The organism is Halochromatium sp. (genome assembly GCF_046541315.1).
Taxonomy (GTDB): domain Bacteria; phylum Pseudomonadota; class Gammaproteobacteria; order Chromatiales; family Chromatiaceae; genus Lamprobacter.
Genome location: NZ_JBKHDN010000031.1, coordinates 1 through 18,962, shown reverse-complemented (window position 1 = coordinate 18,962; position 18,962 = coordinate 1). Strand labels below are relative to the sequence as shown.

Annotated in this window: 23 protein-coding genes; 6 read left to right on the top strand and 17 right to left on the bottom strand. The window is 64.4% G+C overall.

Annotated features, from left to right (window positions below; translation table 11 throughout):
• Positions 1-3 precede the first annotated feature (3 nt).
• The 15 genes from ACLFQI_RS03880 to dsrA form a co-directional block, all read right to left on the bottom strand.
• Entirely contained in the window at positions 4-1,308 is a 1,305-nt protein-coding gene (locus tag ACLFQI_RS03880; protein ID WP_410757544.1) for a sulfur reduction protein DsrS, read from the bottom strand.
• A 22-nt stretch (positions 1,309-1,330) separates the two neighbouring features.
• A complete protein-coding gene (locus tag ACLFQI_RS03875; RefSeq protein ID WP_410757543.1) occupies positions 1,331-1,645 on the bottom strand; it encodes a HesB/IscA family protein in 315 nt (104 codons plus the stop codon).
• 73 nt (positions 1,646-1,718) lie between these two features.
• Entirely contained in the window at positions 1,719-3,113 is a 1,395-nt protein-coding gene (locus ACLFQI_RS03870) for a cobyrinate a,c-diamide synthase (RefSeq protein WP_410757542.1), read from the bottom strand.
• Between the two features lie 158 nt (positions 3,114-3,271).
• Positions 3,272-4,504: an NrfD/PsrC family molybdoenzyme membrane anchor subunit gene (nrfD, locus tag ACLFQI_RS03865; protein WP_410757541.1), complete on the bottom strand. Its 1,233-nt coding sequence runs from the start codon at positions 4,502-4,504 to the stop codon at positions 3,272-3,274.
• A gap of 42 nt (positions 4,505-4,546) precedes the next feature.
• Positions 4,547-5,326 (bottom strand): sulfate reduction electron transfer complex DsrMKJOP subunit DsrO, encoded by a 780-nt coding sequence (gene dsrO, locus ACLFQI_RS03860; RefSeq protein WP_410757540.1) that lies wholly within the window; start codon positions 5,324-5,326, stop codon positions 4,547-4,549.
• A gap of 31 nt (positions 5,327-5,357) precedes the next feature.
• Positions 5,358-5,843 (bottom strand): sulfur reduction protein DsrJ, encoded by a 486-nt coding sequence (locus ACLFQI_RS03855; protein ID WP_410757539.1) that lies wholly within the window; start codon positions 5,841-5,843, stop codon positions 5,358-5,360.
• A 13-nt stretch (positions 5,844-5,856) separates the two neighbouring features.
• The gene (locus ACLFQI_RS03850) at positions 5,857-7,818 is read right to left on the bottom strand and encodes an NAD(P)-binding protein (RefSeq protein ID WP_410757538.1); all 1,962 of its coding nucleotides are present in this window, start codon (positions 7,816-7,818) and stop codon (positions 5,857-5,859) included.
• A gap of 112 nt (positions 7,819-7,930) precedes the next feature.
• Positions 7,931-9,463, bottom strand: coding sequence for a sulfate reduction electron transfer complex DsrMKJOP subunit DsrK (dsrK, locus tag ACLFQI_RS03845; RefSeq protein ID WP_410757537.1), 1,533 nt, complete (start codon positions 9,461-9,463; stop codon positions 7,931-7,933).
• A gap of 68 nt (positions 9,464-9,531) precedes the next feature.
• The gene (locus ACLFQI_RS03840) at positions 9,532-10,263 is read right to left on the bottom strand and encodes a respiratory nitrate reductase subunit gamma (protein ID WP_410757536.1); all 732 of its coding nucleotides are present in this window, start codon (positions 10,261-10,263) and stop codon (positions 9,532-9,534) included.
• 205 nt (positions 10,264-10,468) lie between these two features.
• A complete protein-coding gene (locus ACLFQI_RS03835; RefSeq protein WP_410757535.1) occupies positions 10,469-10,801 on the bottom strand; it encodes a TusE/DsrC/DsvC family sulfur relay protein in 333 nt (110 codons plus the stop codon).
• Positions 10,802-10,835: 34 nt separating this feature from the next.
• Positions 10,836-11,144: a sulfurtransferase complex subunit TusB gene (tusB, locus tag ACLFQI_RS03830; protein WP_410757534.1), complete on the bottom strand. Its 309-nt coding sequence runs from the start codon at positions 11,142-11,144 to the stop codon at positions 10,836-10,838.
• Between the two features lie 26 nt (positions 11,145-11,170).
• Positions 11,171-11,581: a sulfurtransferase complex subunit TusC gene (tusC, locus tag ACLFQI_RS03825; protein WP_410757533.1), complete on the bottom strand. Its 411-nt coding sequence runs from the start codon at positions 11,579-11,581 to the stop codon at positions 11,171-11,173.
• Between the two features lie 41 nt (positions 11,582-11,622).
• Positions 11,623-12,015 carry a sulfurtransferase complex subunit TusD gene (gene tusD, locus ACLFQI_RS03820; RefSeq protein ID WP_410757532.1) on the bottom strand — a complete coding sequence of 131 codons (393 nt, stop codon included), beginning with the start codon at positions 12,013-12,015 and terminating at the stop codon, positions 11,623-11,625.
• Between the two features lie 36 nt (positions 12,016-12,051).
• Positions 12,052-13,125: a dissimilatory-type sulfite reductase subunit beta gene (dsrB, locus tag ACLFQI_RS03815; protein WP_410757531.1), complete on the bottom strand. Its 1,074-nt coding sequence runs from the start codon at positions 13,123-13,125 to the stop codon at positions 12,052-12,054.
• A 118-nt stretch (positions 13,126-13,243) separates the two neighbouring features.
• Entirely contained in the window at positions 13,244-14,500 is a 1,257-nt protein-coding gene (dsrA, locus tag ACLFQI_RS03810; RefSeq protein ID WP_410757530.1) for a dissimilatory-type sulfite reductase subunit alpha, read from the bottom strand.
• A gap of 381 nt (positions 14,501-14,881) precedes the next feature.
• Here dsrA and ACLFQI_RS03805 point away from each other — a divergent pair, with 381 nt between their 5' ends.
• The 4 genes from ACLFQI_RS03805 to ACLFQI_RS03790 all read left to right on the top strand — a co-directional run bounded on the left by ACLFQI_RS03805 (position 14,882) and on the right by ACLFQI_RS03790 (position 17,293).
• Positions 14,882-15,199, top strand: a complete 318-nt coding sequence (locus ACLFQI_RS03805; RefSeq protein ID WP_410757529.1) for a hypothetical protein — start codon at positions 14,882-14,884, stop codon at positions 15,197-15,199.
• Between the two features lie 151 nt (positions 15,200-15,350).
• A complete protein-coding gene (locus tag ACLFQI_RS03800; protein ID WP_410757527.1) occupies positions 15,351-16,070 on the top strand; it encodes a hypothetical protein in 720 nt (239 codons plus the stop codon).
• Between the two features lie 23 nt (positions 16,071-16,093).
• Positions 16,094-16,786, top strand: a complete 693-nt coding sequence (locus ACLFQI_RS03795) for a type I-MYXAN CRISPR-associated protein Cas6/Cmx6 (protein ID WP_410757526.1) — start codon at positions 16,094-16,096, stop codon at positions 16,784-16,786.
• A gap of 168 nt (positions 16,787-16,954) precedes the next feature.
• Positions 16,955-17,293 carry a TusE/DsrC/DsvC family sulfur relay protein gene (locus ACLFQI_RS03790; RefSeq protein ID WP_410757525.1) on the top strand — a complete coding sequence of 113 codons (339 nt, stop codon included), beginning with the start codon at positions 16,955-16,957 and terminating at the stop codon, positions 17,291-17,293.
• Between the two features lie 43 nt (positions 17,294-17,336).
• Here the strand turns inward: ACLFQI_RS03790 and ACLFQI_RS03785 are convergent, their stop codons facing one another.
• Together ACLFQI_RS03785 and ACLFQI_RS03780 are read right to left on the bottom strand one after the other, a co-directional pair.
• Complete coding sequence (locus ACLFQI_RS03785) at positions 17,337-17,597, bottom strand: DUF6489 family protein (RefSeq protein WP_410757524.1); 261 nt, start codon at positions 17,595-17,597, stop codon at positions 17,337-17,339.
• Between the two features lie 51 nt (positions 17,598-17,648).
• Positions 17,649-18,125, bottom strand: coding sequence for a hypothetical protein (locus ACLFQI_RS03780; protein ID WP_410757523.1), 477 nt, complete (start codon positions 18,123-18,125; stop codon positions 17,649-17,651).
• A gap of 87 nt (positions 18,126-18,212) precedes the next feature.
• Between ACLFQI_RS03780 and ACLFQI_RS03775 the strand changes: the two genes are divergently transcribed.
• Positions 18,213-18,521 (top strand): MTH1187 family thiamine-binding protein, encoded by a 309-nt coding sequence (locus ACLFQI_RS03775; RefSeq protein WP_410757522.1) that lies wholly within the window; start codon positions 18,213-18,215, stop codon positions 18,519-18,521.
• Between the two features lie 128 nt (positions 18,522-18,649).
• The coding region (locus tag ACLFQI_RS03770; protein ID WP_410757521.1) for an Hsp33 family molecular chaperone HslO at positions 18,650-18,962 on the top strand (313 nt) is incomplete at its 3' end.

The following is an 18,962-nucleotide window of genomic DNA, read 5'->3' as shown; positions in this document are numbered from 1 at the left end:
TCCTCAAATCGGGCGACGCCGTGGCGGGTCGGTTTGCCAGGGCGCGGATGAAACGCCGCGCAGGCGCGCGATGCGTGCCTGCAGCGGCTCGGTCACCGGCGTGAGCTTGCGCCGCATCAGGCTGCCGAGGGTGGTGGGGTCGGGCAACAGGGGTCGGATGAGCCCGTAGCCGGCGCCCGAGAGCACGCGCATGGCGGCCAGATCCGGCGCCGCATCCGGCAGCCGGTCGAGGATGCGCCGCACATTGGGCGACAAGGGATTCGAGAGTGGCTCCAATGCGGGTTCGGATCCGGGTTCCGCTCCCGGCGCGTCGGAGCCCGAGCCCGAGCCGGAGTCCGAGCCAGCAGGCACGGTTGCCGATGTCGGTGCGCCCGACCCGAGGCTCGTCGGCTGGCGCTCGAGCCCAACAAAGGCCTGGCCATCGGCGAGCAAGGCGTCGATGGTCAGATCAGGGTCGCCGGCGGGCCGCAGCACCGAGAAGTAGCCGCGCAACAGATCGAAGCCGGCGCTGACGATGTCCTGATTCGGCGGCTTCGCGAGCACCGCCGAGAGCGTCTTCAGGAAGCCTTGGCCACCCGCGCTGGTGACGCGCACCAGGAGGCCGGCAAGCGCATTGCCCGCGCGCAGTTCCTCGGCCAGTGCTGCGGCGATCGCCTCGGCATCGGCGCGCGGCTCGGGCTGCTCCGGCAGGTCGTCGGGCCGCGCGCGCAGGAAGCCGATCAGATAGGCCGGCTTGCGCGCCGATTTGCGCCATAGATCGGCGATCCGCTCGTCGCTCACCAGACCCGGCTGCAGGATCAGCCGGACCGAGTCCATCATCGTCTCGTGTTCGGTCTCGAACGGCAGGTACTCGAGCAGATAGTCGGCCAGCAGGGGCCCCATCTCGCTGGCGGCGATGGTGGGATTGGCGAGCATGCGCCGCGCGTTCTCGGCGTCTTCCATCGCCCACCAGGCCCGTCGCGCCAGCTCGGGCGTCAGGCCCGGCGAGCCGACCGCGGCGACCACCGCCTCGGATTCGCCGAGCATCAACAGCTGCTCCAGGCTCTGATCGCGCATCTGTCCCATCCGTGTCCAGCGCCGCAGATAGACCGGATAGCCGCCCGGCGAGCCCAGGACGTGCCCGGAGATCAATTCCTTGACCGCACGCAGATAGGCCTCCGCCGGCCCGCTCGGGTTCAGCGCGACCTTGGCCTCGCCGCGCGGCGACAGGCCGTAGACGATCAGCCGCGACTCATCGATGCGGATCGCCTGCGGCCGATTCGCCAGCAGGACGTTGAGGCGGAGCCTGTCCTCGCTCGAGAGTTCCATGGCTCAGTGGCCAGACCGGCGCTCAGGCATCGGCCGGGGGTTGATAATTGGGATCCTTCGGGTTGAGGAAGATGAAGTGCGGCTGACCGGGCTCGATCTCGACGAAATCCATCAGGGTTTCATCGAGCAACGGCACGTCCTCGGGGGTCATCACGATGTCGACGCCCTCGCTCTGGAAGCGGATATCCTCCTCGTTCGGGGCATCGAATCCCATCCGATACTCGATGCTGCCGTCCGCCTGTTGGCTCGCCGCGAGCCGCAGCGACAGACCTTCGGTGCCGCCCTCTTTCGCTGCCTTCAAGACCTGCTCGGCGGCTGCTGTCGTCAATTTGAACATAAGCCCTCTTCCTACTCTCGTTGCCTTGGTGGCGCCCCGGATGGGAGCGCGGGCCCCCGCGCGCCTGAGGCCGCTAACGCGACGATCGGATGCGATCGACGAAACGCCCGGTCCAGTTCACCGCGCCGACATCGCGCAAGTGCGCATAGCTCGCCAGGAGATTGTGGTGAATGATACCGTCATGGCGCCCATCGATGCCGGTGCCGCGCAAGACATCATAGGCGTAGCGCCAATCGGGGCGGGTCTCGACGATCGCCGAATGATGGAATTCATGCGCGCAGATGTCGCTGGCGGCCGCACCTGGCCAAGGGAAGGCGTCGGTTTCGCGCAGATGCACATAGCCACGTCCCTGGGGGCGATCATGCATGGCGACATCGGCAGCGAGCACACCGCACATCGCGCGCGACTGGCGGCCCCAGTGCAGGCGTTGGCAGAGGTACATCAGGCCGCCGCATTCGGCATAGGCGACGCCGCCATCGGCGATGAAGGCGGCGATCGATTCACGCATCGAGCGGTTGGCCTCGAGTTCCGCCATCCGCGACTCCGGAAATCCGCCGCCCAGGATCAGACCGTCGACGGCCGGCAGCGCCGCGTCGGCGAGCGGACTGAACGGCACCAGCTCTGCCCCGGCCCGCGCCAAGCCGGCCAGGTCATCGGGATAATAGAACCCAAACACCTCGTCCTGGGCAATGCCGATGCGAACCGCTGTCTCGCCGGAGGCGATGCGCGCCTCCGGGCGCGGCCAAGCCGGCGCCCGCGAGGCGGTCTCCGACGGCGGCGCTGGCGCGCGCTCGGCGAGTTCGAGCACCCGCTCGACATCGACCGTCGCCACCACCGCGCGGTGAATCGCCTCGATCGTCGTCTCCACCGCCATCGCCTCGTTACTCGGGATCAGCCCAAGATGGCGCTCCTCGATCGCCAGCTCGGCCGAGCGCGGCAGCGCCCCGAGGACCGGGAGATCGGTGTAATGCTCGATCACCCGTCGCAGATTGGACTCATGGCGCGCTCCCCCGACCTTGTTGAGGATGACGCCGCCGATCCAAAGCTCTGGATCGAACGCCTGATAGCCGAGCAGGAGGGGCGCGATCCCGCGTCCCATGCCCTGCGCATTGATCACCAACACCAATGGCGCTGCGAGCAACTTCGCCAACTCGGCATTGGACCCGGCGCCGTTGACATGGATGCTGTCGAAGAGGCCGACATTGCCTTCGATCAGGCCCAGCGTCGAGGTGTGCAGCAGGCGCTGGAAATCGCCACGGATCTCCTCGACCGGCATGGTGTGATAGTCGAGATTGTGACAGGCACGCCCACCGGCGGCGCGCGCCAGCCACAACGGATCGATGTAGTCGGGGCCTTTCTTGAACGGCTGCACCGAGCGGCCGCGACGATGAAATTCGCGAATCAGCCCAATGCTGAGCGTGGTCTTGCCGGAAGACTTTTGCGACGCCGAGAGATAGAGATGCGCCATAGCGTTGTCATCGTGCCCAGCGGGCGAGTCGGCAGCGGCGGCGCGGGCAGCGGCGAAGACACCCGCGCCGACCGACCCGCGCTTGGACCGCGGTGCCGAGAGGCCGCCTGACGTGGCGGCTGTGTTGCTTGGGGAGCGACCTGAGTGGAACGGCTGGCCTAGGCTGCCGGGCGCGCGCTCGCGTGCGGATCGATGTCGCGATCGGAGAGCGACTCGGGCAGGAATTGCAGCACGCGCACGCCAACCGCGGTGATCAGGAGGGCGATCCCCACGCCGCCGACGCCGAGCAGAAACTCGGGCAGGCTCGGCGAATAGGGCGCCACCCGGCCGCCGACATCGCCTGGCGCGCCGAATTGGAGAACGCTGTAGCCAGGAAACATCTCCTGCGGATAGGCCTGGCTGCCAATGATGATCACATACATGGCGGCAAAGCCACCGACGATGACCAGGGCGCAGGCGGCGGCGATCCAGTCGCGCCGTTGATTGAGTTCGGGATGATAGACGATGCCGAGCGGCAGCAAGCCGCCGATCAGGATCCAACCGACCCAGAACATGGCGCTGTAGAGACCGCCATCGATCAGGATGAAGGCCTCGATATCGCTATGCTTGGCGCCGTAGAGCTTGGTCAGGTGATAGACCAAGGTGAAGTACAGGACCGCGGCGACGAAGAGCCCGAGCAGATTGCGCAAGCGCTTGAGCATCGCCGGGCCGATCGGCCGACCATCGGCATCGAAGGCGTAGAACAGCACCAGCATGTAGACCGCCAGCCCATAGGCGAAGGACATGACGACGAACATCGGCGCCAGAATCGCGGTGTCGTAGGCCTCGCGTCCGACCAGAAAGCCGAAGATCGAACCCGTACCCGTGGTCAACGCCAGGCGCCAGAGGAAGGCGAAGGTGCCGACCGGTTTCTGCAGATGATTGCCCTTGCGCTCGGCCATGGTCCACAGATAGGCGATGACGATCGCCGCGAAGCCGGAATAGAGGAAGATGTTCCAGGCGAAGATCGAGCTGAAATTATAGGTGGTCATGGCCACCAACAGCCGATCCGGCCGCCCGAGATCCAGCACCAGCACGAGCAATCCGCCCACCAGCAGGGCCACCGCCAACAGACCCGAGAGCCGCGCGAGCGGTTTGTATGCCTTCTTGTCGAAGACGGTGCCGATCGAGGCCACGTTCAACGCCCCCGAGGCGGAGATGATCAGGAAGACCGCGAACACGTGCGGCATGCCCCAGACCACGGAGTTGCTCATCCCGGTTACCCAGTGACCCTCATGCTCCATGTACAGCGCCGACAACCCGCCGACCGCGACCACGGCGGCGAGGATCGCGAGCAACCCCCAGTAGCGCTCAGGCTGCACCAGCCATTCCCGATAGACGATTCTTTTCATGCTGAGTTCTCTAGCGTGATGCGGTGGCGCCAACCTGAGCGATCAGATGCCAGCGTAGCGCACACCGGTGTTCAGACCCAGATCTTGGCGGATTTGCCGCGTCGGCTGCTTGGCCAACGCCTGCCGCAACGGCCCCGAGGGATCCTTCAGATCGCCGAAGACGAGGGCTTGGTGTCCCTCGCTGGAGCAGGCCTCGGCACAGGCCGTCGAGAGGTCGCCGGCATCGAGGCGATGCGCGCACAGATTGCAGCTCTCGACGCAACCCTTGCCGCGGGGCGCGCGGGTCAGCTTCTGCTCGACCTGTTCATGGATGAACGAGCGCGCCTTGTAGGGGCAGGCCATCATGCAGTAGCGGCAGCCAATGCAGGTATGGCGATCGACCATCACGATGCCATCGGCGCGCTTGAACGAGGCGCCGGTCGGGCAGACGTCGACGCAGGGTGGATGCTCGCAGTGCTGGCACATGAGCGGCAGGTTGACGATCTGGCCGCTGAGGTTGTCCTGCAATTTGACCTTGCGAATCCAGGTCGCGCGCTGGTTCTGCCATTTCAAGGTCTCATCTCCCGGTGGCGGGGACTGGAGATTCAGCCCGTTCTCCCGATCGCAGGCGTCCACACAAGCGGTGCAGCCATCGGCACACTTGCTGGTATCCACCAGCAGCCCCCAGCGATGCACATCGGTCACGGGATCGGTGCGTGGCGCCGCGCTGGCCGCGGCCGTGTGCAGAATCATGCCGGGCGCGACCGTGGCGGCGCTCAGGCCCACTGCGGCGCCGAGAAACGTGCGGCGCTCTTGATTTGTCGATTCGGTTTCGTGCTTCATCGTCACCTTCGCCTCAGCCTTGCGGAATGCGTTATCGATCGGCGGCCGTTGCATCGGTGTCCACCACGGTGCCGGCCGCATGCGCATGGGCGGCGGCAACCTCATGGTTCCACGACTCGCCTCGCGGCACCGTCGCATGGCAGTCGAAGCAGTTCATCTGCACCGCCGCATAGTCGTGACAGCTGCGGCAGAACTGCCCCTTGGCGTTGATCTCGATCGGAGTGTCGCGCTCGTCGTAGCCGACATGGCAGGACACGCAGCCCGATAACCCGTGATCGTTGCCGCGAATACCGCCATAGACGGTAGCATCGCGTTGATGGCGAATCAGTTCGAAATGGTTGCGCCGCATGTATTCGGTCGGCTCGACGCAATGGTCGAGCGATGCCGCCTTCGAGCTCGGCAACACATAATCCCCGACCTCCTCGGCGCAGGCCGCCGACCCCATCCCGAGGGCAACGACCCATGACGCGAGGAGGACGCCTTTCATCATGACAGTCGCCATCGACGTCTCCTGCATGGTTGCGGGTTGTTTATTCACCGAGACCCATCTTGATGTAGCCGGTCGGACAGACGTCGGCGCAGATATGACAACCGATACACTTGTCGTAGTCGGTATCCACATAGCGGCCCGTCGTGCTCTCGGCCTTGTTGACGCGGAACACGGCATCCTGGGGGCAGAAGATGACGCAGTTGTCGCACTCGAAGCACATGCCGCAGCTCATGCAGCGCTTGGCCTCGTTGACCGCGTCCTCCTCGCTATAGCCGATCACACGCTCCTTGAAGTGGCCGAGGACCTCTTCCGAACTCGGGACTTCCTCCTTGCGCAACACGCGCGGCGTGTACGGGAAGTGACCGAGGAAGAGTTCATCATGCGGGATGACCTCGGCGCCGGAACGGTCCTCGTAGTTGTGGATCGCATACTTGGCGCTGGAGGTGCCGCGCAGATCGCTGCTGCCGTCGACCTTGAACGGCTCCGGCGCCAGCTTGGCCTCGTTGAGCTTGGCGAGCAGATCGAAATGATGGACATCGACCTTGGGCCGGCGCTTGTGCTCGGCCTTGTTGATGTATTCATCGATCGACTCGACCGCGATCCAGGCCTGGCCGATCGCGGTGGTGAGCAGATGCGGGCGAATGATGTCGCCGGCGACGAAATGCCCCGGCTTGCCGGGCACCTGATAGAACTTGTCGGAGTTCATCAGGCCGCGCCCGTTATCGAAATCCTCGAGCCCGGTGAGTTCGCCACCCTGGCCGATGGCGGCGACGATCAGATCGGCCTCGAGCACGCGCTCGGTGCCTTCCACCGGCGTCGGCCGGCCGTCCTTCATCTCGCAATCGGCGATCTTCAAGCCCACCGCGCGGCCATCGTCGCCCTTGATGACCTCGACCGGCATGACGCCATCGAGCACGCTCACGCCCTCGTGCAGCGCATCGTGCACCTCGTGCTCGGAGGCGGTCATCTTGTCGCGCGTGAACAGCGAGGTCAGGGTCACCTCGGCGCCCTCGGCGGCCGCGGTCATCGCCGTGTCGTGGGCGACATAGCCGTCGTGGATGACGGTCTCGGGCAGATCGCGCTGGTTGGTCTTGCTGATGTGACCGAGACGCCGCGCGACCGAGACGACGTCGATCGAGGTATCGCCACCGCCGACGCAGACCACCTTGTCGGTGGTGACCTTCATGCGTCCCTCGTTGAAGGCCTTGAGGAAGGCGACGCCGGAGACGCAGTTCGGGGTCCCTTCCCAGCCGGGCACCGGCAGGCCGCGACCGGACTGACAGCCGATCGCCCAGAGGATGGCGTCGTAATCGCGTTCGAGCTGGTCGACGCTGATATCGACCCCGACCTTGGTGCCCATCTTCAGCTCGATCTGGCCCATGTCGAGGATGCGGTTGATCTCGGCATCGAGCGCGTCGCGCGGCACGCGATAACCGGGGATGCCGTAGCGGAACATGCCGCCGAGTTCGCTGTTGGCCTCGAAGATGGTCGCCGCGTGGCCCTTGCGGCGCAACTGATAGGCCGCGGCCAGACCGGCCGGGCCGCCACCGATGATGGCGATGCGCTTGCCGGTGTCGACTGGCGCCGGCTCGAACTTGTAGCCGTTGGCGGTCGCGGTGTCGCCGATGAACTGCTCGACCGCGTTGATGCCGACGAAATCCTCGACCTCGTTGCGGTTGCAGCCGTCCTGACAGGGCGCCGGGCACACCCGACCCATCATCGACGGGAACGGATTGGCGTCGGTGGAGCGGCGAAACGCGTACTCCTGCCAGCTCATCCCTTCCGGCGGCTGTTCGAGACCGCGCACGATCTGCAGCCAGCCACGGATGTCCTCGCCGGATGGACAGCTCCCCTGACAAGGCGGCGTCTTGTGCACATAGGTGGGACACTTGTGCGAGGTATCCTGAACGAAGATCTTTTCGGTCAGGTTATCCCAGACATTGTCGCCATCCTCGAAGCGGCGCCAGGAAAGCTTGGTCATTTCGTCAGTGGAAGTTGCCATCGATAACGCTCCTAACAAGAGTCGAAGTGGATGCATCCGACGCACCCAAAGCGCGTAGTCGCCCCAGTCTCAAATGATCAGCGGAGGGCCGTGCTTGGCCCGGCCTTTCCGCCTAGGCGGCCTCGTCGGCGGCCTCGTCTTCGTCATCGGTCTCTTGGCCGGTCAGGATCAAGGCGTTCGAGACCAACTGATGGACACTGACGATCTGATCCAGGTCCATCCCGTAATAAGGCAATACCTTGGTGAATTGGCTCTTGCAGATGGCGCAGATCGCGGCCATGTGCGTGACGCCCTTTTCCTGCATGACATTGTTCAAGGCCTCGAGGCGCGGCTGAGCGCCCTTGACGCGCACCTCCATGAGATCGTCGGTGAGCAGACCGCCGCCGCCCCCGCAGCAGAAGGTGCGGTCGCGGATGGTCTCCTCGTCCATGTCATAGAAGTTGTTGCAGGTCGCGCGGATGATCGCGCGCGGGATGTCGAACTGACCGCCGGGACGATCGCCCATGCGCGAGGCGCGCGCGACATTGCAGGAATCGTGGTAGGTCAGCACCATGTCGTCGTTCTGGCTCTTGTCCAGGCGCAGCTTGCCGTCCTGAATCAGGCCATGGGTGAACTCGCAGATGTGCTGGGGAATCGGATACCGCTGATCGAGGAAGTCCCAAGGCCCGGCCAGGGTATTGAGGAAGCTGTAGGCCACGCGCCAGGCATGCCCGCATTCGCCGAACACGATGCGCTTGACCTTGAGCTCGATCGCCGCCTCGCGGATCCGCAGCGCGACTCGGCGCATGTTCTCGTAGGAACCGATGAACATGCCGAAGTTGGCCGCTTCCGAGGCGTGGCTGCTGAGGGTCCAGCTGACGCCGGCCTCGTGGAAGACCTTGCCGTAACCGATCAGGCCATCGACATGGGGTTCGGCGAAGAAGTCGGCCGAAGGCGTGACCAAGAGAATCTCGGCGCCTTCCTGGTCGAGCGGGTACTTGACCTCGACCCCGGTGTCGTCGAGGACATCTTCTTCCAAACCCTCCAGGGTGTCCGCCAACGCCGGCCCCGGCAGGCCGAGGTTGTTGCCGATCTTATAGACCTTGCCGATGATCTCGTTGCAGTACTTCTGGCCGACGCCGATATGGTCCATGATCTCGCGCGCGGCCATCGAGATCTCGGCCGTGTCGATGCCGTAGGGACAGAACACCGAGCAGCGCCGACACTGCGAGCACTGGTGGTAATAGCTGTACCAGTCGCCGAGCACCTCCTCGGTGAGATCCTCGGCGCCGACCAGCTTGGGGAACAGGCGCCCGGCCAGGGTGAAGTGGCGGCGATAGACCTTGCGCATCAGATCCTGGCGCGCCACCGGCATGTTCTTCGGATCGTGGGTGCCGAGGTAATAGTGGCACTTGTCGGTACAGGAACCGCACTTGACGCAGGAATCGAGATAGACACGCAGAGAACGATAGCGCCCGAGCAGGTCGCCCATCTTGTCGATCGCCTTCTTCTGCCAGTCATCGACCAGCTCGCCCGGGAAGCCAAGCTCGGCCTGGAACTGCGGCTTCGACTTGAACGGGCTCGAATGGGCCATGACGCCCGGCTCGATCTCCGGGATCTCGGGGTACTGCTTGAGTACGGGGACTTGGAAGTCGGCCTTCGCCATGATTCAACCTCGTATCAAAACGTCGCTAGCCGGGAACGCGGTGGGGGCACAAAGCGGCGAGGCGCCGCTCAGTCCTGCTCCAGGCGTTTCGCCCAGGGCGCGATGTGACGCTGCTCGCGGGGGTTGTCGACCTGGTTCCGGGACGGGCTGAAGAAGAGTCCGGGGGCGTGCAGGAGCTTGCTGTATGGAAAGACGATCATCAGCAACGCAACCAGCAGGAGATGCATCAGCAAGACCGGATCGGCGGGCAGCGTCTGCACCTGGCCGACATAGAGCCCCTGGAAGAATTGCTTGACGCGCATCACATCGGTATGCAGCACGAAGCGCATCAGCAGCCCTGACAGACCAATCGCGATCAGCAGCACCAGGATCAGGTGATCGGAGAGCGCGGTGATGTAGCGGACCCGATCGACCAGGAATCGGCGCGCCCAGAGCCCGGCGAGACCCACCACCATGGCGAGACCGCCATAGATACCGAATGGCTGAATCATCTGGATCGGCACCGGCACCGGATCGAGGAAATAGCGCAGATGGCGCAGAGTGACCAGGAACAGGCCGAAGTGGAACATCCAGCCGAAGATCCAGGTCCATTTGCTGCCACGGAACAGGCTCTCGAAGAACACCACTTCGCGCGTGATACGAAGGGCCACGCCTGACGTCGTGGTTGGCGCTGGGGTCGTTGGGATCTTCAGCGGAGCGGGGGTGCGCGCGTATTGGATGATCTTATTGATCAACCCGGCGACCAGCACGAAAACCGCGAAGTAAAACAGACCGGCGTAAACATCCGACAGAAACGACATGTTTCCGCTACCTCAGTGGCGTTGGCTCAGTGGTGTTGGCCCACTGACGTCTACTCTGACCGAGCGCGCCGTAGGGTGCGCAGGCCCTTGAGCATGGGTCGATTCGACAGCCTTGGCTCGGCCGGCGACCGTGTGCCCGGGCTCCAGTGAGCCCGGGCGCACCAACCAGCACGGCGGCTGGCTCGTCAATCGGCGTGCCTAGTGCTTAGACGCAGCCGGTCGGCTTCGGCAGACCCGCGTAGCGGCACGCCTGCTTGGCGGGACCGTAGGGAAACAGACCATAGAGATACTTGCTGTTGCCCTTGTCCTTGCCGAACTTTTTGCCGACGGCCTTGGTCAGCACGCGCACCGCCGGAGCGATCTGATACTCCTCGTAGTATTCGCGCAGGTAATTGATGATGTCCCAGTGCTCGTCGGTCAGCTCCAGGTCGTCTTCCTTCGACATCACCTCGGCGACGCCAGGCTCCCAGTCGTTGATGTTGGCCAGATAGCCTTCTTCGTCGGTCTCGAACGTCTTGCCATTCACTTCGATCGGCATGGGTACTCTCCTGATTCAGTGAGAAAGTGAAAAACTACAACCAGGCCTGGACCTTGTCGTGCTCCGCGGCGAGATCCACGAAGCCGGCATAGTCCACGACGCTGATTCCAGGGATGATGCGATCCTCCGACAAGCCCCGGGCCTGAAGGTCGGGGCCGAGGGCATAGACCTTGACGCTGTCGAGGGCGCTCTTGACCCGCCCTTCCACGCTGGTCCGCGTCAGCGCCGCGTAAACGCCGTCCTCGATCAGCAGGACGGCGGCGCCGGGGCTCGCGTGGTCGAGGCAGGCAGCCAGCGACGTCTTCTCGAACGGCGACTTGTTGACGGTGTGCAATGTGCTCATCGTGTTCCTCGGATGTTCGCTCGATCTCAGAAGCTGAAGACGACGTCGGCGCCGTCCATGATAGCCGTCATCTCGGCGCGTGTGACGAGTTGGATCGAGTCCTTTTCGGCCCAGTCCTCATCCTCGTCCTCCCAGGTCAGGTGCTGAAGATCGTCCAGCGAGAGCCCGCGCTCCTCGAGCGACTCCTTCTCGACGAAGACCTTCTTGACCTCGTAGTCGCCGAGCGCGGCGTAGGTCGGCGAGAAATTCTTCATGCCGACCGCCGAGGTGTTCTGATGCTTGGTGAGCTGGAAGACGCCGTCCTCGACGAAGGCCAGACTGACGTCCTGATCGAAGGCGGCGCCGATCAGCACGACCTCGAGCGACTCCCAGGCATAGATGGTGCCGTAGGGCGCCTTGCGGTTCAGATAAAGAAAGCTCTTGATGGTTTCAGACATGCTGCATTCCCCTGGTTTCTGCTTGCGGATGCTTGTGGTGCTCAGTCGCCGAAGACAAGGAGGCGATCGGACTGGACCGCGGCCTCAACGAGCTGACCGAGACCGGAGATGCGAAACCGGGGGTGAATGTTCGTGGCGTCCTTGCCGTTGCGGTGCGCCTCGCCCTCGTCGACCACGCCGCGCCGCTGCGCGGCGGCGACGCAGACGACCATGTCGAGATCATGTCGTTCGGCAAGCTCGGCCCAGCGCTCGACGATGTTGCGATCATCCTGAGGCGGCGTGGTGAGCCGCGTCGAGTTGTTGACGCCATCGTGGTAGAAGAACACGCGAAAGATCTCGTGTCCCTTCTCGAGGGCGGCCTTGGCGAAGAAATACGCCGTGTCGGCGGCCTGGTGCTGGTAGGGTCCTTCGTTGACCTGGATTGCGAACTTCATTGTGACCTCGCTGGTGTGGGCTCCAATGTCCGCGCGTTAGAAGCGGATGTAGGAAGAGGCGTTGAAGCTGGCACGGGCGCCGCGCCAGGTATCGATGTGGTACTTGGTGAACGGCAGCTCGACCTCCTCGAAGAAGCGCGGCCAGCCGATGCGCTCGATCCACTCGTTGACCCGCTCCCAATCGCGCGCGCCTTCCTTGTAGGCCTTGAGGATGCGCTTGACGATCGCGGTCGCCTCGGGCCAGCGCGGCGGATTGTTCGGGATGCCGGCGGCGACCAGCTTCTGGAAGGTCGGCTTGCCGCGGGCGTTGGAGTGGTTACCGCCGACCCAGATCGCCAGCTTCGAGTGCTCGGCGTCGTTGATCTGCATCGGCGGACAGGGCGGGTAGCAGGCGCCGCAGCAGATGCACTTGCGCTCGTCGACCTCGAGCGAGGGCTTGCCGTTGACCATCGCCGGGCGGATCGCCGCCACCGGGCAACGCGCGACCACCGACGGGCGTTCGCAGACATTGGCGACCAGATCGTGATTGATCTTCGGCGGCTTGGTGTGCTGGATGTTGATGGCGATATCGCCCTGACCGCCGCAGTTGATCTGGCAGCAGCTGGTGGTGATGTGCACACGGTTGGGCATGGTCGCGTTGCGGAACTCATCGATGAGTTCGTCCATCATCGACTTGACCACGCCGGAAGCGTCGGTGCCGGGAATATCGCAGTGCAGCCAGCCCTGGGTGTGCGAGATCATCGCCACCGAGTTCTGGGTGCCGCCGACGATGAAGCCGGCATCCTCCAGCGCCTGGATCAGCGGTGCCACGCGCGACTCCTCGGTCACCATGTACTCGATATTCGAGCGCAGCGTGAAGTGCACATAGCCATCGGCGTACTCGTCGCCGATGTCGCAGAGCTTGCGCAGCGTGAAGACATCGAGGATGCGCTGGGTGCCCGCGCGCACGGTCCAGATCTCGTCGCCGCTGTAGGCGACATGTCGCAGCACGCCAGGACGCGGATGCTCGTGGTACTTCCACTGACCGAAGTTCTTCCGCATCGTCGGGTGCATGTACTGCCAGGGATCGGGACAACCCGATTCGATGGGCTCGCGCATATCTTTGGCCATCGAAAACTCTCCAGTGAATCAGTAAACAGTGAGGTGCTGATTGAATTCGGCGCGGCTGGCACCGGCACGCGCGCGGTGGCGCGAGTGGCCGATGCCCGGGCCGATCCGCGATGCGTTCTTAGCCGGCGGCCTTCTCGGCCTGGCGCTCGAACCATTGCTCGGCGGCCTCGTCCCAGCCGTCCATGCGGACGTAGGAACTCTGGCGCGGATGGCTGAGCATGTTCGGCTCGGGCTCGATGCCGATGCCGTCGAGGAAGTTGGCCAGGCCGATGCGCTCGATCATCTCGCCGCAGCGCTCGTGCTCGAGGCCATTCTCGGCCCAGAAGTCGATGATGGTCTCGGCCATCTCGACCATCTCCTCGTAGTCTTCCTCGGTCTCGAGCTTGCGGAAGGGCACGATCACGGTGCCCATCAGGTCGCCGATCTTCAGCGTCCGCTTGCCGCCGATCAAGATGGTCACGCCCTTGTCGTCGCCGGGGTGCAGCGCCTTCGGCATCACGTTCAGGCAGTGCATGCAGCGCACGCAGTCGCGGTTGTTGACGGTCAGGCTGTCGTCGTCGTTGAGCGACAGGGCCTGGGTCGGACAGCGGGTGATGACGTTATCGATAATGTACTGGCGACCCTTGGCCTGGACGTAGGCCTTCACCGCGTCCTGGTCGACCTTCATGTCGTCGCGCCAGGTGCCGAGCACGGCGAAGTCCGAACGCTCGATGGCGTTCTGACAGTCGTTGGCGCAGCCCGAGACCTTGAACTTGAACTTGTACGGCAGTGCCGGGCGATGGACGTCGTCGACGAAGTTGTTGACCAACGCCCGATGCGCCTTCAGCTCATTGGTGCAGGACATCTCGCAGCGCGCCGAGCCAACGCAGGACATCGCGGTGCGCACGCAGGGGCCAGCGCCGCCGAGATCCCAGCCGTACTCGTTGATCTCGTCGAAGAAATGCTGGGTCGACTCGGTGTCGGCGCCGATGAACATGATGTTGCCGGTCTGACCGTGGAAGGTCACCAGGCCCGAGCCATGTTTCTCCCAGCTATCGGCGAGCTGGCGCAACATCGCGGTGCTGTAGTGATTGCCCGCCGGCGGCTGCACGCGCAGGGTGTGGAATTCCTTGGATTTCGGGAACGCCTTGCCGACCTCGGAGAAGCGCGGAATGATGCCGCCGCCGTAGCCGTAGACGGAGACGGTGCCGCCCTTCCAGTAGCCCTTGCGGGTCTCATAGGAGTGCTCGAGCTGCCCGAGCAGGTCGTTGGTCAGCGCATTGATGCGCTCGTCGCCATGCTCGTCGCGAAGACGCTTGATGCCCGAGATGAAGCTCGGCCAGGGGCCGTCCTCAAGTTGGTCGAGCATCGGAGTTGGGTGCTTGTCGAGGGCCATGTCGCTATCTCTCCTATCGAGAAACGTCGTGGTAAGACACAGATCGCTTTTGGATTCGTTCGCGGCGCCGCGTGCCACGGAGCTGCACTATACGGGGCGACATGCCCAGCCGGAAACCGCACCTTAGGGGGAGGGGGAGCGCCCCCGCATATCCCCTTGGGGATAGTTGACAGCCACACTTTTTCTCTTTTCCGATCAGCCACCTAGTGCGCGAACTCCGGCGCGGATCAGGGCTGCGGAGGATAAGCCCCCGGTCCCGCTATGTCAACATATCCTAATATTCCAAATCATTGATGCGGACCAGAGTCCTATTCCCTGCCCGATCCCGCTGCGGCGTCGCCGACTTCGGGGCCTCCCATCGCGGCGCGGCGAGTTGTTTTTGTGCCGGTGCGGCTTTACCTGCTCGGGACGACGTTGACCCGCTCGCTCGGCGCTCAGGCCGAACCCGCGCGAGCGGGATTCAACCGGATCAATCGGCGTCTTTTCAGCCAGAGAGGTTCAGACCGCATGCTCAAGCTCAGCGATATTCTCGTCTCCAACAAAGAACTCGAGAGCTTTGAAGAATTGATTCCCGCGATCCAGGAGATCGCGCGGCACGGCGAACGATTCTTCCGCATCGACGTCAAGCCTCCATTTTCCGACACGCCGGAGGACTGGGAAGATCGGCTCGAGGCCGCCTTCAGCGGTCTCGTGCGTTGACGAGAGCAACGACCTGCCCCGAATCGCAGCGAGGCGGACGCCCTGTCCCGCGCCATCGCGCGCGCCCGGCGGCGCCGGTTGCGCGCTCGTTGCGGGGACAGCCAAACTTTCAGAGAAGAGGACAGCGCCGTACGCGGCGACAACAGTTGCCATGAAGCATTTTGACATCACGCGGACCCATTTAGCGGACACCGCCGCCGACTCCATTGTCAATCGCGCCGCCGAAGAGGCGGCACTGGAATCGCACCTGCTGGCCCTAGAGGAGCAATACGCCACCCTCGAACGCATCGGCGCCGACCGCCAGCAGTTGGCCGAACTCCAGCTACAGCAGGCGCGCGCGCTGGTCGGGCTCGGCCGCGGAGCGGACGCCTGGCCACTGGGCCGCGCGGCCTTCGACGTCCTCATGGAGGCCGAGGCCTTCGAGTCCGCAGCCGACTGCTGCGACGTGCTCTTTCGCGCGGAACAGGATCAATCGCTGAGCGCGCTCGGTCAGGGCATCTGGCTGGCGGTCACCTATCCGATGGATGTCGAGCTGGCGATCGAGCTGCTCTCGCATGTGGTCGAGGAGACCCCGGATGAGGCGGACGGCGCCGCCGTCGCCGCCACCACCGCCCTGTTCCTGGCCGATGTGCGCGCGGCGGGCGCGCAACGCGAGAACCTGACCTTCTTCGCCACCCAGATCCTCGCCGATGTCGCCCGCCGCCACAGCGGTGTCGAGTCGCAAGAGGCGTTCGATCTCTGGCGCGACCGGCTGGAGTTGCGCGAGCCCGAGAAGTTCCTCGTTCGACTACGCAATGTGGTCGATGTCTTGGTCCAGGACGAGTGGTGGTTCGATCGCGATGCCCTGCAGCACAAACTCCCCGTCAACTGAGCCCATCATTCCGAGAGAATCCCATGTTCTGGCAAGAATCCGAGTCGGAATCCCCGCCCCAGGTGCCCGCTGATGTCATCGACGTCATGTTTCCCTTGCAAGCGTGCAAATCGTTGCCCGTGGACCACGCGCACGCACTCTCCACGGCCCTGATCGGCGCTGTCTCCTGGCTCGCCGAGGAGCCGCGGGCTGCGATCCATACGATCCACGTCGCCGGCTCGCAAAACGGTTGGGAACGCCCCGCGCACGGGCGCGAGCAACAACTGCTGCCGTCGCGCCGCACCAAGCTCGGCATCCGCATCCCCCGGGCCCGACTGGACGACCTGAAGGTCGCGCTCGAAGGGCGCCGCCTCGAGATCGGCGCTTCGGGCCTCACCCTCGGCCCCGGGAAGGAGCGCCCGCTCAGCACCGAACGAACCCTCTTTGCACGCTACGTCGTCGCCGATGCCGACGAGGACGAGGAGCGGTTCCTGCGCCGGATCGCCGACGAACTCGCGCAACGCGGCATCCAGATCCGCAAGGCCGTCTGCGGCAAGACCGTTTCGCTGAGCACGCCCACCGGCCCGTTGCCAACACGCAGCCTGATGCTCGCCGAACTCAGCCTTGAGGAGGCCATCGCGCTCCAACGACAGGGCATCGGCACTCACCAGACCATGGGATGCGGGATCTTTCTGCCGCACAAGGGGATCGAGGCGGTCGCCAAGGCCGCGCGCTGAAAACTGCGGCCGCCGCACGCGCGCGGGTGACGTCTTCACCAGGATTCACTAATATTCCCGGGTTTTCATCGGCGAGCGCCAGACCCGCGTGGCCGCCGCCCATGATCCATCAACCCTAGACCGCCGACCCAAGACCGGCGGCATTGAACGACGAGAGGAGCATTCGAGATGGCGATCGAAGTCAACGGCAAGCACATCGAGACCACCGAGTCAGGGTTCCTGGTCAACCCCCTCGACTGGGACGAGGATGTCGCCAAGGCGCTCGCGGATATCGAGGGTATCGAGCTGAGCGAGCGTCACTGGGATATCATCAACTATCTGCGCGATGAATATCTCAACAACAACCAGCACCAACCCATGGAGCGGGTGCTGCTCAAGGACCTGGGCAAGAAATGGGGCTGCAAACCGAGCAGCAAGGAGGTCTACCAGCTCTTTCCGCTCGCGCCGACCAAGCAGGGCACCAAGATCGCCGGCCTCCCCGAGGTCCATCGCAAGGGCGGTTACTGAGCGCCCGGCGCTGCCAAACGAGCCGGCCCGCGGCCGGCTCGTTTCATGAGCCTCCGCGCTCGTCGTCCTTGCGCGCCGCCGCCCCCATGCCCGCGGCGAATAATCGTTGCATGATATCCATCCCGGCCAGGCTGGTCTTGAGGTAAGGCTGCATCAGCTCCATCGGATCATAGCCCTCGACGCCTTGCTCGACGCGTGTCTGAATGGCGTCCAGCATCCGTTGTTGCAGCCCCTCGAGATCCGGCAGCCCCATGAGTTGGCGCAGTTCGGCCGGCGACGCCTCGACATCGACGTGAAATTTCATCCGTTGCTCCTGTGGTGACACCGTTGTTTGCGTGCGGGAGAGGCGAATACGTTAATGCCGGCTGGAGCGCGGCGGCAACTCAGGCCGTTGCGGCTCCTCGACGACCAGACTACGACGCACCCGCCGGCCCAGCAGCACGCTGGCGCGCTCGAACGCATGTTCGGCGGCGGCGGCCGACCACTCCCAGTCCACCACCGGGGCGTTCGCGCGGACCTGCCAGTGGGCGAGGATGAACACGGCCCCCACCCGCACCTCAAGGGTCCAATCATGCCAGGCCAGGGTGTTATCCTGCTCATCGACGAAGTCCTGCTCAATGAGCCGGAGACTCTTATCGCCGGTCTCGTCCATGACCGCGACCTGTGACAGGATCGCATCCTCGTCGATGCAGCTCTCCCATCCCGTATGCACCGTGGAGGCCGTCTCCATCAGCGCATGCGCGATCAGCTCGGGCGTGAGCTTGAAGGTCAACGGGCTATCCCAGTCAGGATCGGCACCAAGCGTGAAATCCGGGGGTGAGTTGATGGTCATCAGGATGAGCGCGACAGCGAAGGAGCGGCGAAGACCCGCCAAGGCGATTGACGGCAATCGCCTTAGCTTAAACCCGGAGACCCTTTCATGTCTGTTCTCGCTGATCTCAGCATCTTCCCGATCAACCAGGGCGAGCACCTGAGCGGCTATGTCGCCTCGGTGGTGCAACTGATCGCCGACAGCGGCCACCCCTATCAACTCACCGCCATGGGGACGCTGTTCGAGACCGACCGCCTCGGCGACGCCTTATCGCTGATCGAGCAGGCGCACGCGATCCTTGCCGCTGCCGGCTGCCAGCGCATCTATGCCACGATCAAACTCGATATCCGCGAGGGCCCGCAAGGCCGTCTCACGCAGAAGACGGCCAGTGTCGAGGCACGCCTGCCACGTCCCTGACCGCTTGCCGCTCCCGATCGGCCCCCGGCCGCCGAGCCAATCGGCGCCCGGGAAACCGACCGGCCTTGATCCTGACGTCTTTCCACCCGCAGGCCTCGCGTCTGCTTTCGATCCGCGCTGGAGCCCGTATGTCGTCCGATACCGATTCGTTGCACCGCTTCATCTTCGAACGCTCGCGCGTGCGCGGCGAGCTGGTGCGACTCGAGACCGCCTGGCAAGCCGTCCTCGAGCGCCAAGACTATCCCCAGGCCGTGAAGCAGCCGCTCGGCGAAGCGCTCGTCTCGGTGCTCCTGCTCACCGCCACGCTCAAGCTCGAGGGCTCGCTGATTCTGCAGGCCCAAGGCGATGGTCCCATTCGCACGCTGGTTGCCCAGGCCACCCACCAGGGCACGGTCAGGGGCCTGGCGCGCTGGGAAGCGCCAGGGGAAGCATCGGGGGAAG

What these genes read in the sequence shown, in the direction of transcription:
- ACLFQI_RS03880 (WP_410757544.1), bottom strand. Translation starts at nt 1,308, where the DNA reads ATGGAACTCTCGAGCGAGGACAGGCTCCGCCTCAACGTCCTGCTGGCG.
- ACLFQI_RS03875 (WP_410757543.1), bottom strand. Translation starts at nt 1,645, where the DNA reads ATGTTCAAATTGACGACAGCAGCCGCCGAGCAGGTCTTGAAGGCAGCG.
- ACLFQI_RS03870 (WP_410757542.1), bottom strand. Translation starts at nt 3,113, where the DNA reads ATGGCGCATCTCTATCTCTCGGCGTCGCAAAAGTCTTCCGGCAAGACC.
- nrfD (WP_410757541.1), bottom strand. Translation starts at nt 4,504, where the DNA reads ATGAAAAGAATCGTCTATCGGGAATGGCTGGTGCAGCCTGAGCGCTAC.
- dsrO (WP_410757540.1), bottom strand. Translation starts at nt 5,326, where the DNA reads ATGAAGCACGAAACCGAATCGACAAATCAAGAGCGCCGCACGTTTCTC.
- ACLFQI_RS03855 (WP_410757539.1), bottom strand. Translation starts at nt 5,843, where the DNA reads ATGCAGGAGACGTCGATGGCGACTGTCATGATGAAAGGCGTCCTCCTC.
- ACLFQI_RS03850 (WP_410757538.1), bottom strand. Translation starts at nt 7,818, where the DNA reads ATGGCAACTTCCACTGACGAAATGACCAAGCTTTCCTGGCGCCGCTTC.
- dsrK (WP_410757537.1), bottom strand. Translation starts at nt 9,463, where the DNA reads ATGGCGAAGGCCGACTTCCAAGTCCCCGTACTCAAGCAGTACCCCGAG.
- ACLFQI_RS03840 (WP_410757536.1), bottom strand. Translation starts at nt 10,263, where the DNA reads ATGTCGTTTCTGTCGGATGTTTACGCCGGTCTGTTTTACTTCGCGGTT.
- ACLFQI_RS03835 (WP_410757535.1), bottom strand. Translation starts at nt 10,801, where the DNA reads ATGCCGATCGAAGTGAATGGCAAGACGTTCGAGACCGACGAAGAAGGC.
- tusB (WP_410757534.1), bottom strand. Translation starts at nt 11,144, where the DNA reads ATGAGCACATTGCACACCGTCAACAAGTCGCCGTTCGAGAAGACGTCG.
- tusC (WP_410757533.1), bottom strand. Translation starts at nt 11,581, where the DNA reads ATGTCTGAAACCATCAAGAGCTTTCTTTATCTGAACCGCAAGGCGCCC.
- tusD (WP_410757532.1), bottom strand. Translation starts at nt 12,015, where the DNA reads ATGAAGTTCGCAATCCAGGTCAACGAAGGACCCTACCAGCACCAGGCC.
- dsrB (WP_410757531.1), bottom strand. Translation starts at nt 13,125, where the DNA reads ATGGCCAAAGATATGCGCGAGCCCATCGAATCGGGTTGTCCCGATCCC.
- dsrA (WP_410757530.1), bottom strand. Translation starts at nt 14,500, where the DNA reads ATGGCCCTCGACAAGCACCCAACTCCGATGCTCGACCAACTTGAGGAC.
- ACLFQI_RS03800 (WP_410757527.1), top strand. Translation starts at nt 15,351, where the DNA reads ATGAAGCATTTTGACATCACGCGGACCCATTTAGCGGACACCGCCGCC.
- ACLFQI_RS03795 (WP_410757526.1), top strand. Translation starts at nt 16,094, where the DNA reads ATGTTCTGGCAAGAATCCGAGTCGGAATCCCCGCCCCAGGTGCCCGCT.
- ACLFQI_RS03790 (WP_410757525.1), top strand. Translation starts at nt 16,955, where the DNA reads ATGGCGATCGAAGTCAACGGCAAGCACATCGAGACCACCGAGTCAGGG.
- ACLFQI_RS03785 (WP_410757524.1), bottom strand. Translation starts at nt 17,597, where the DNA reads ATGAAATTTCACGTCGATGTCGAGGCGTCGCCGGCCGAACTGCGCCAA.
- ACLFQI_RS03780 (WP_410757523.1), bottom strand. Translation starts at nt 18,125, where the DNA reads ATGACCATCAACTCACCCCCGGATTTCACGCTTGGTGCCGATCCTGAC.
- ACLFQI_RS03775 (WP_410757522.1), top strand. Translation starts at nt 18,213, where the DNA reads ATGTCTGTTCTCGCTGATCTCAGCATCTTCCCGATCAACCAGGGCGAG.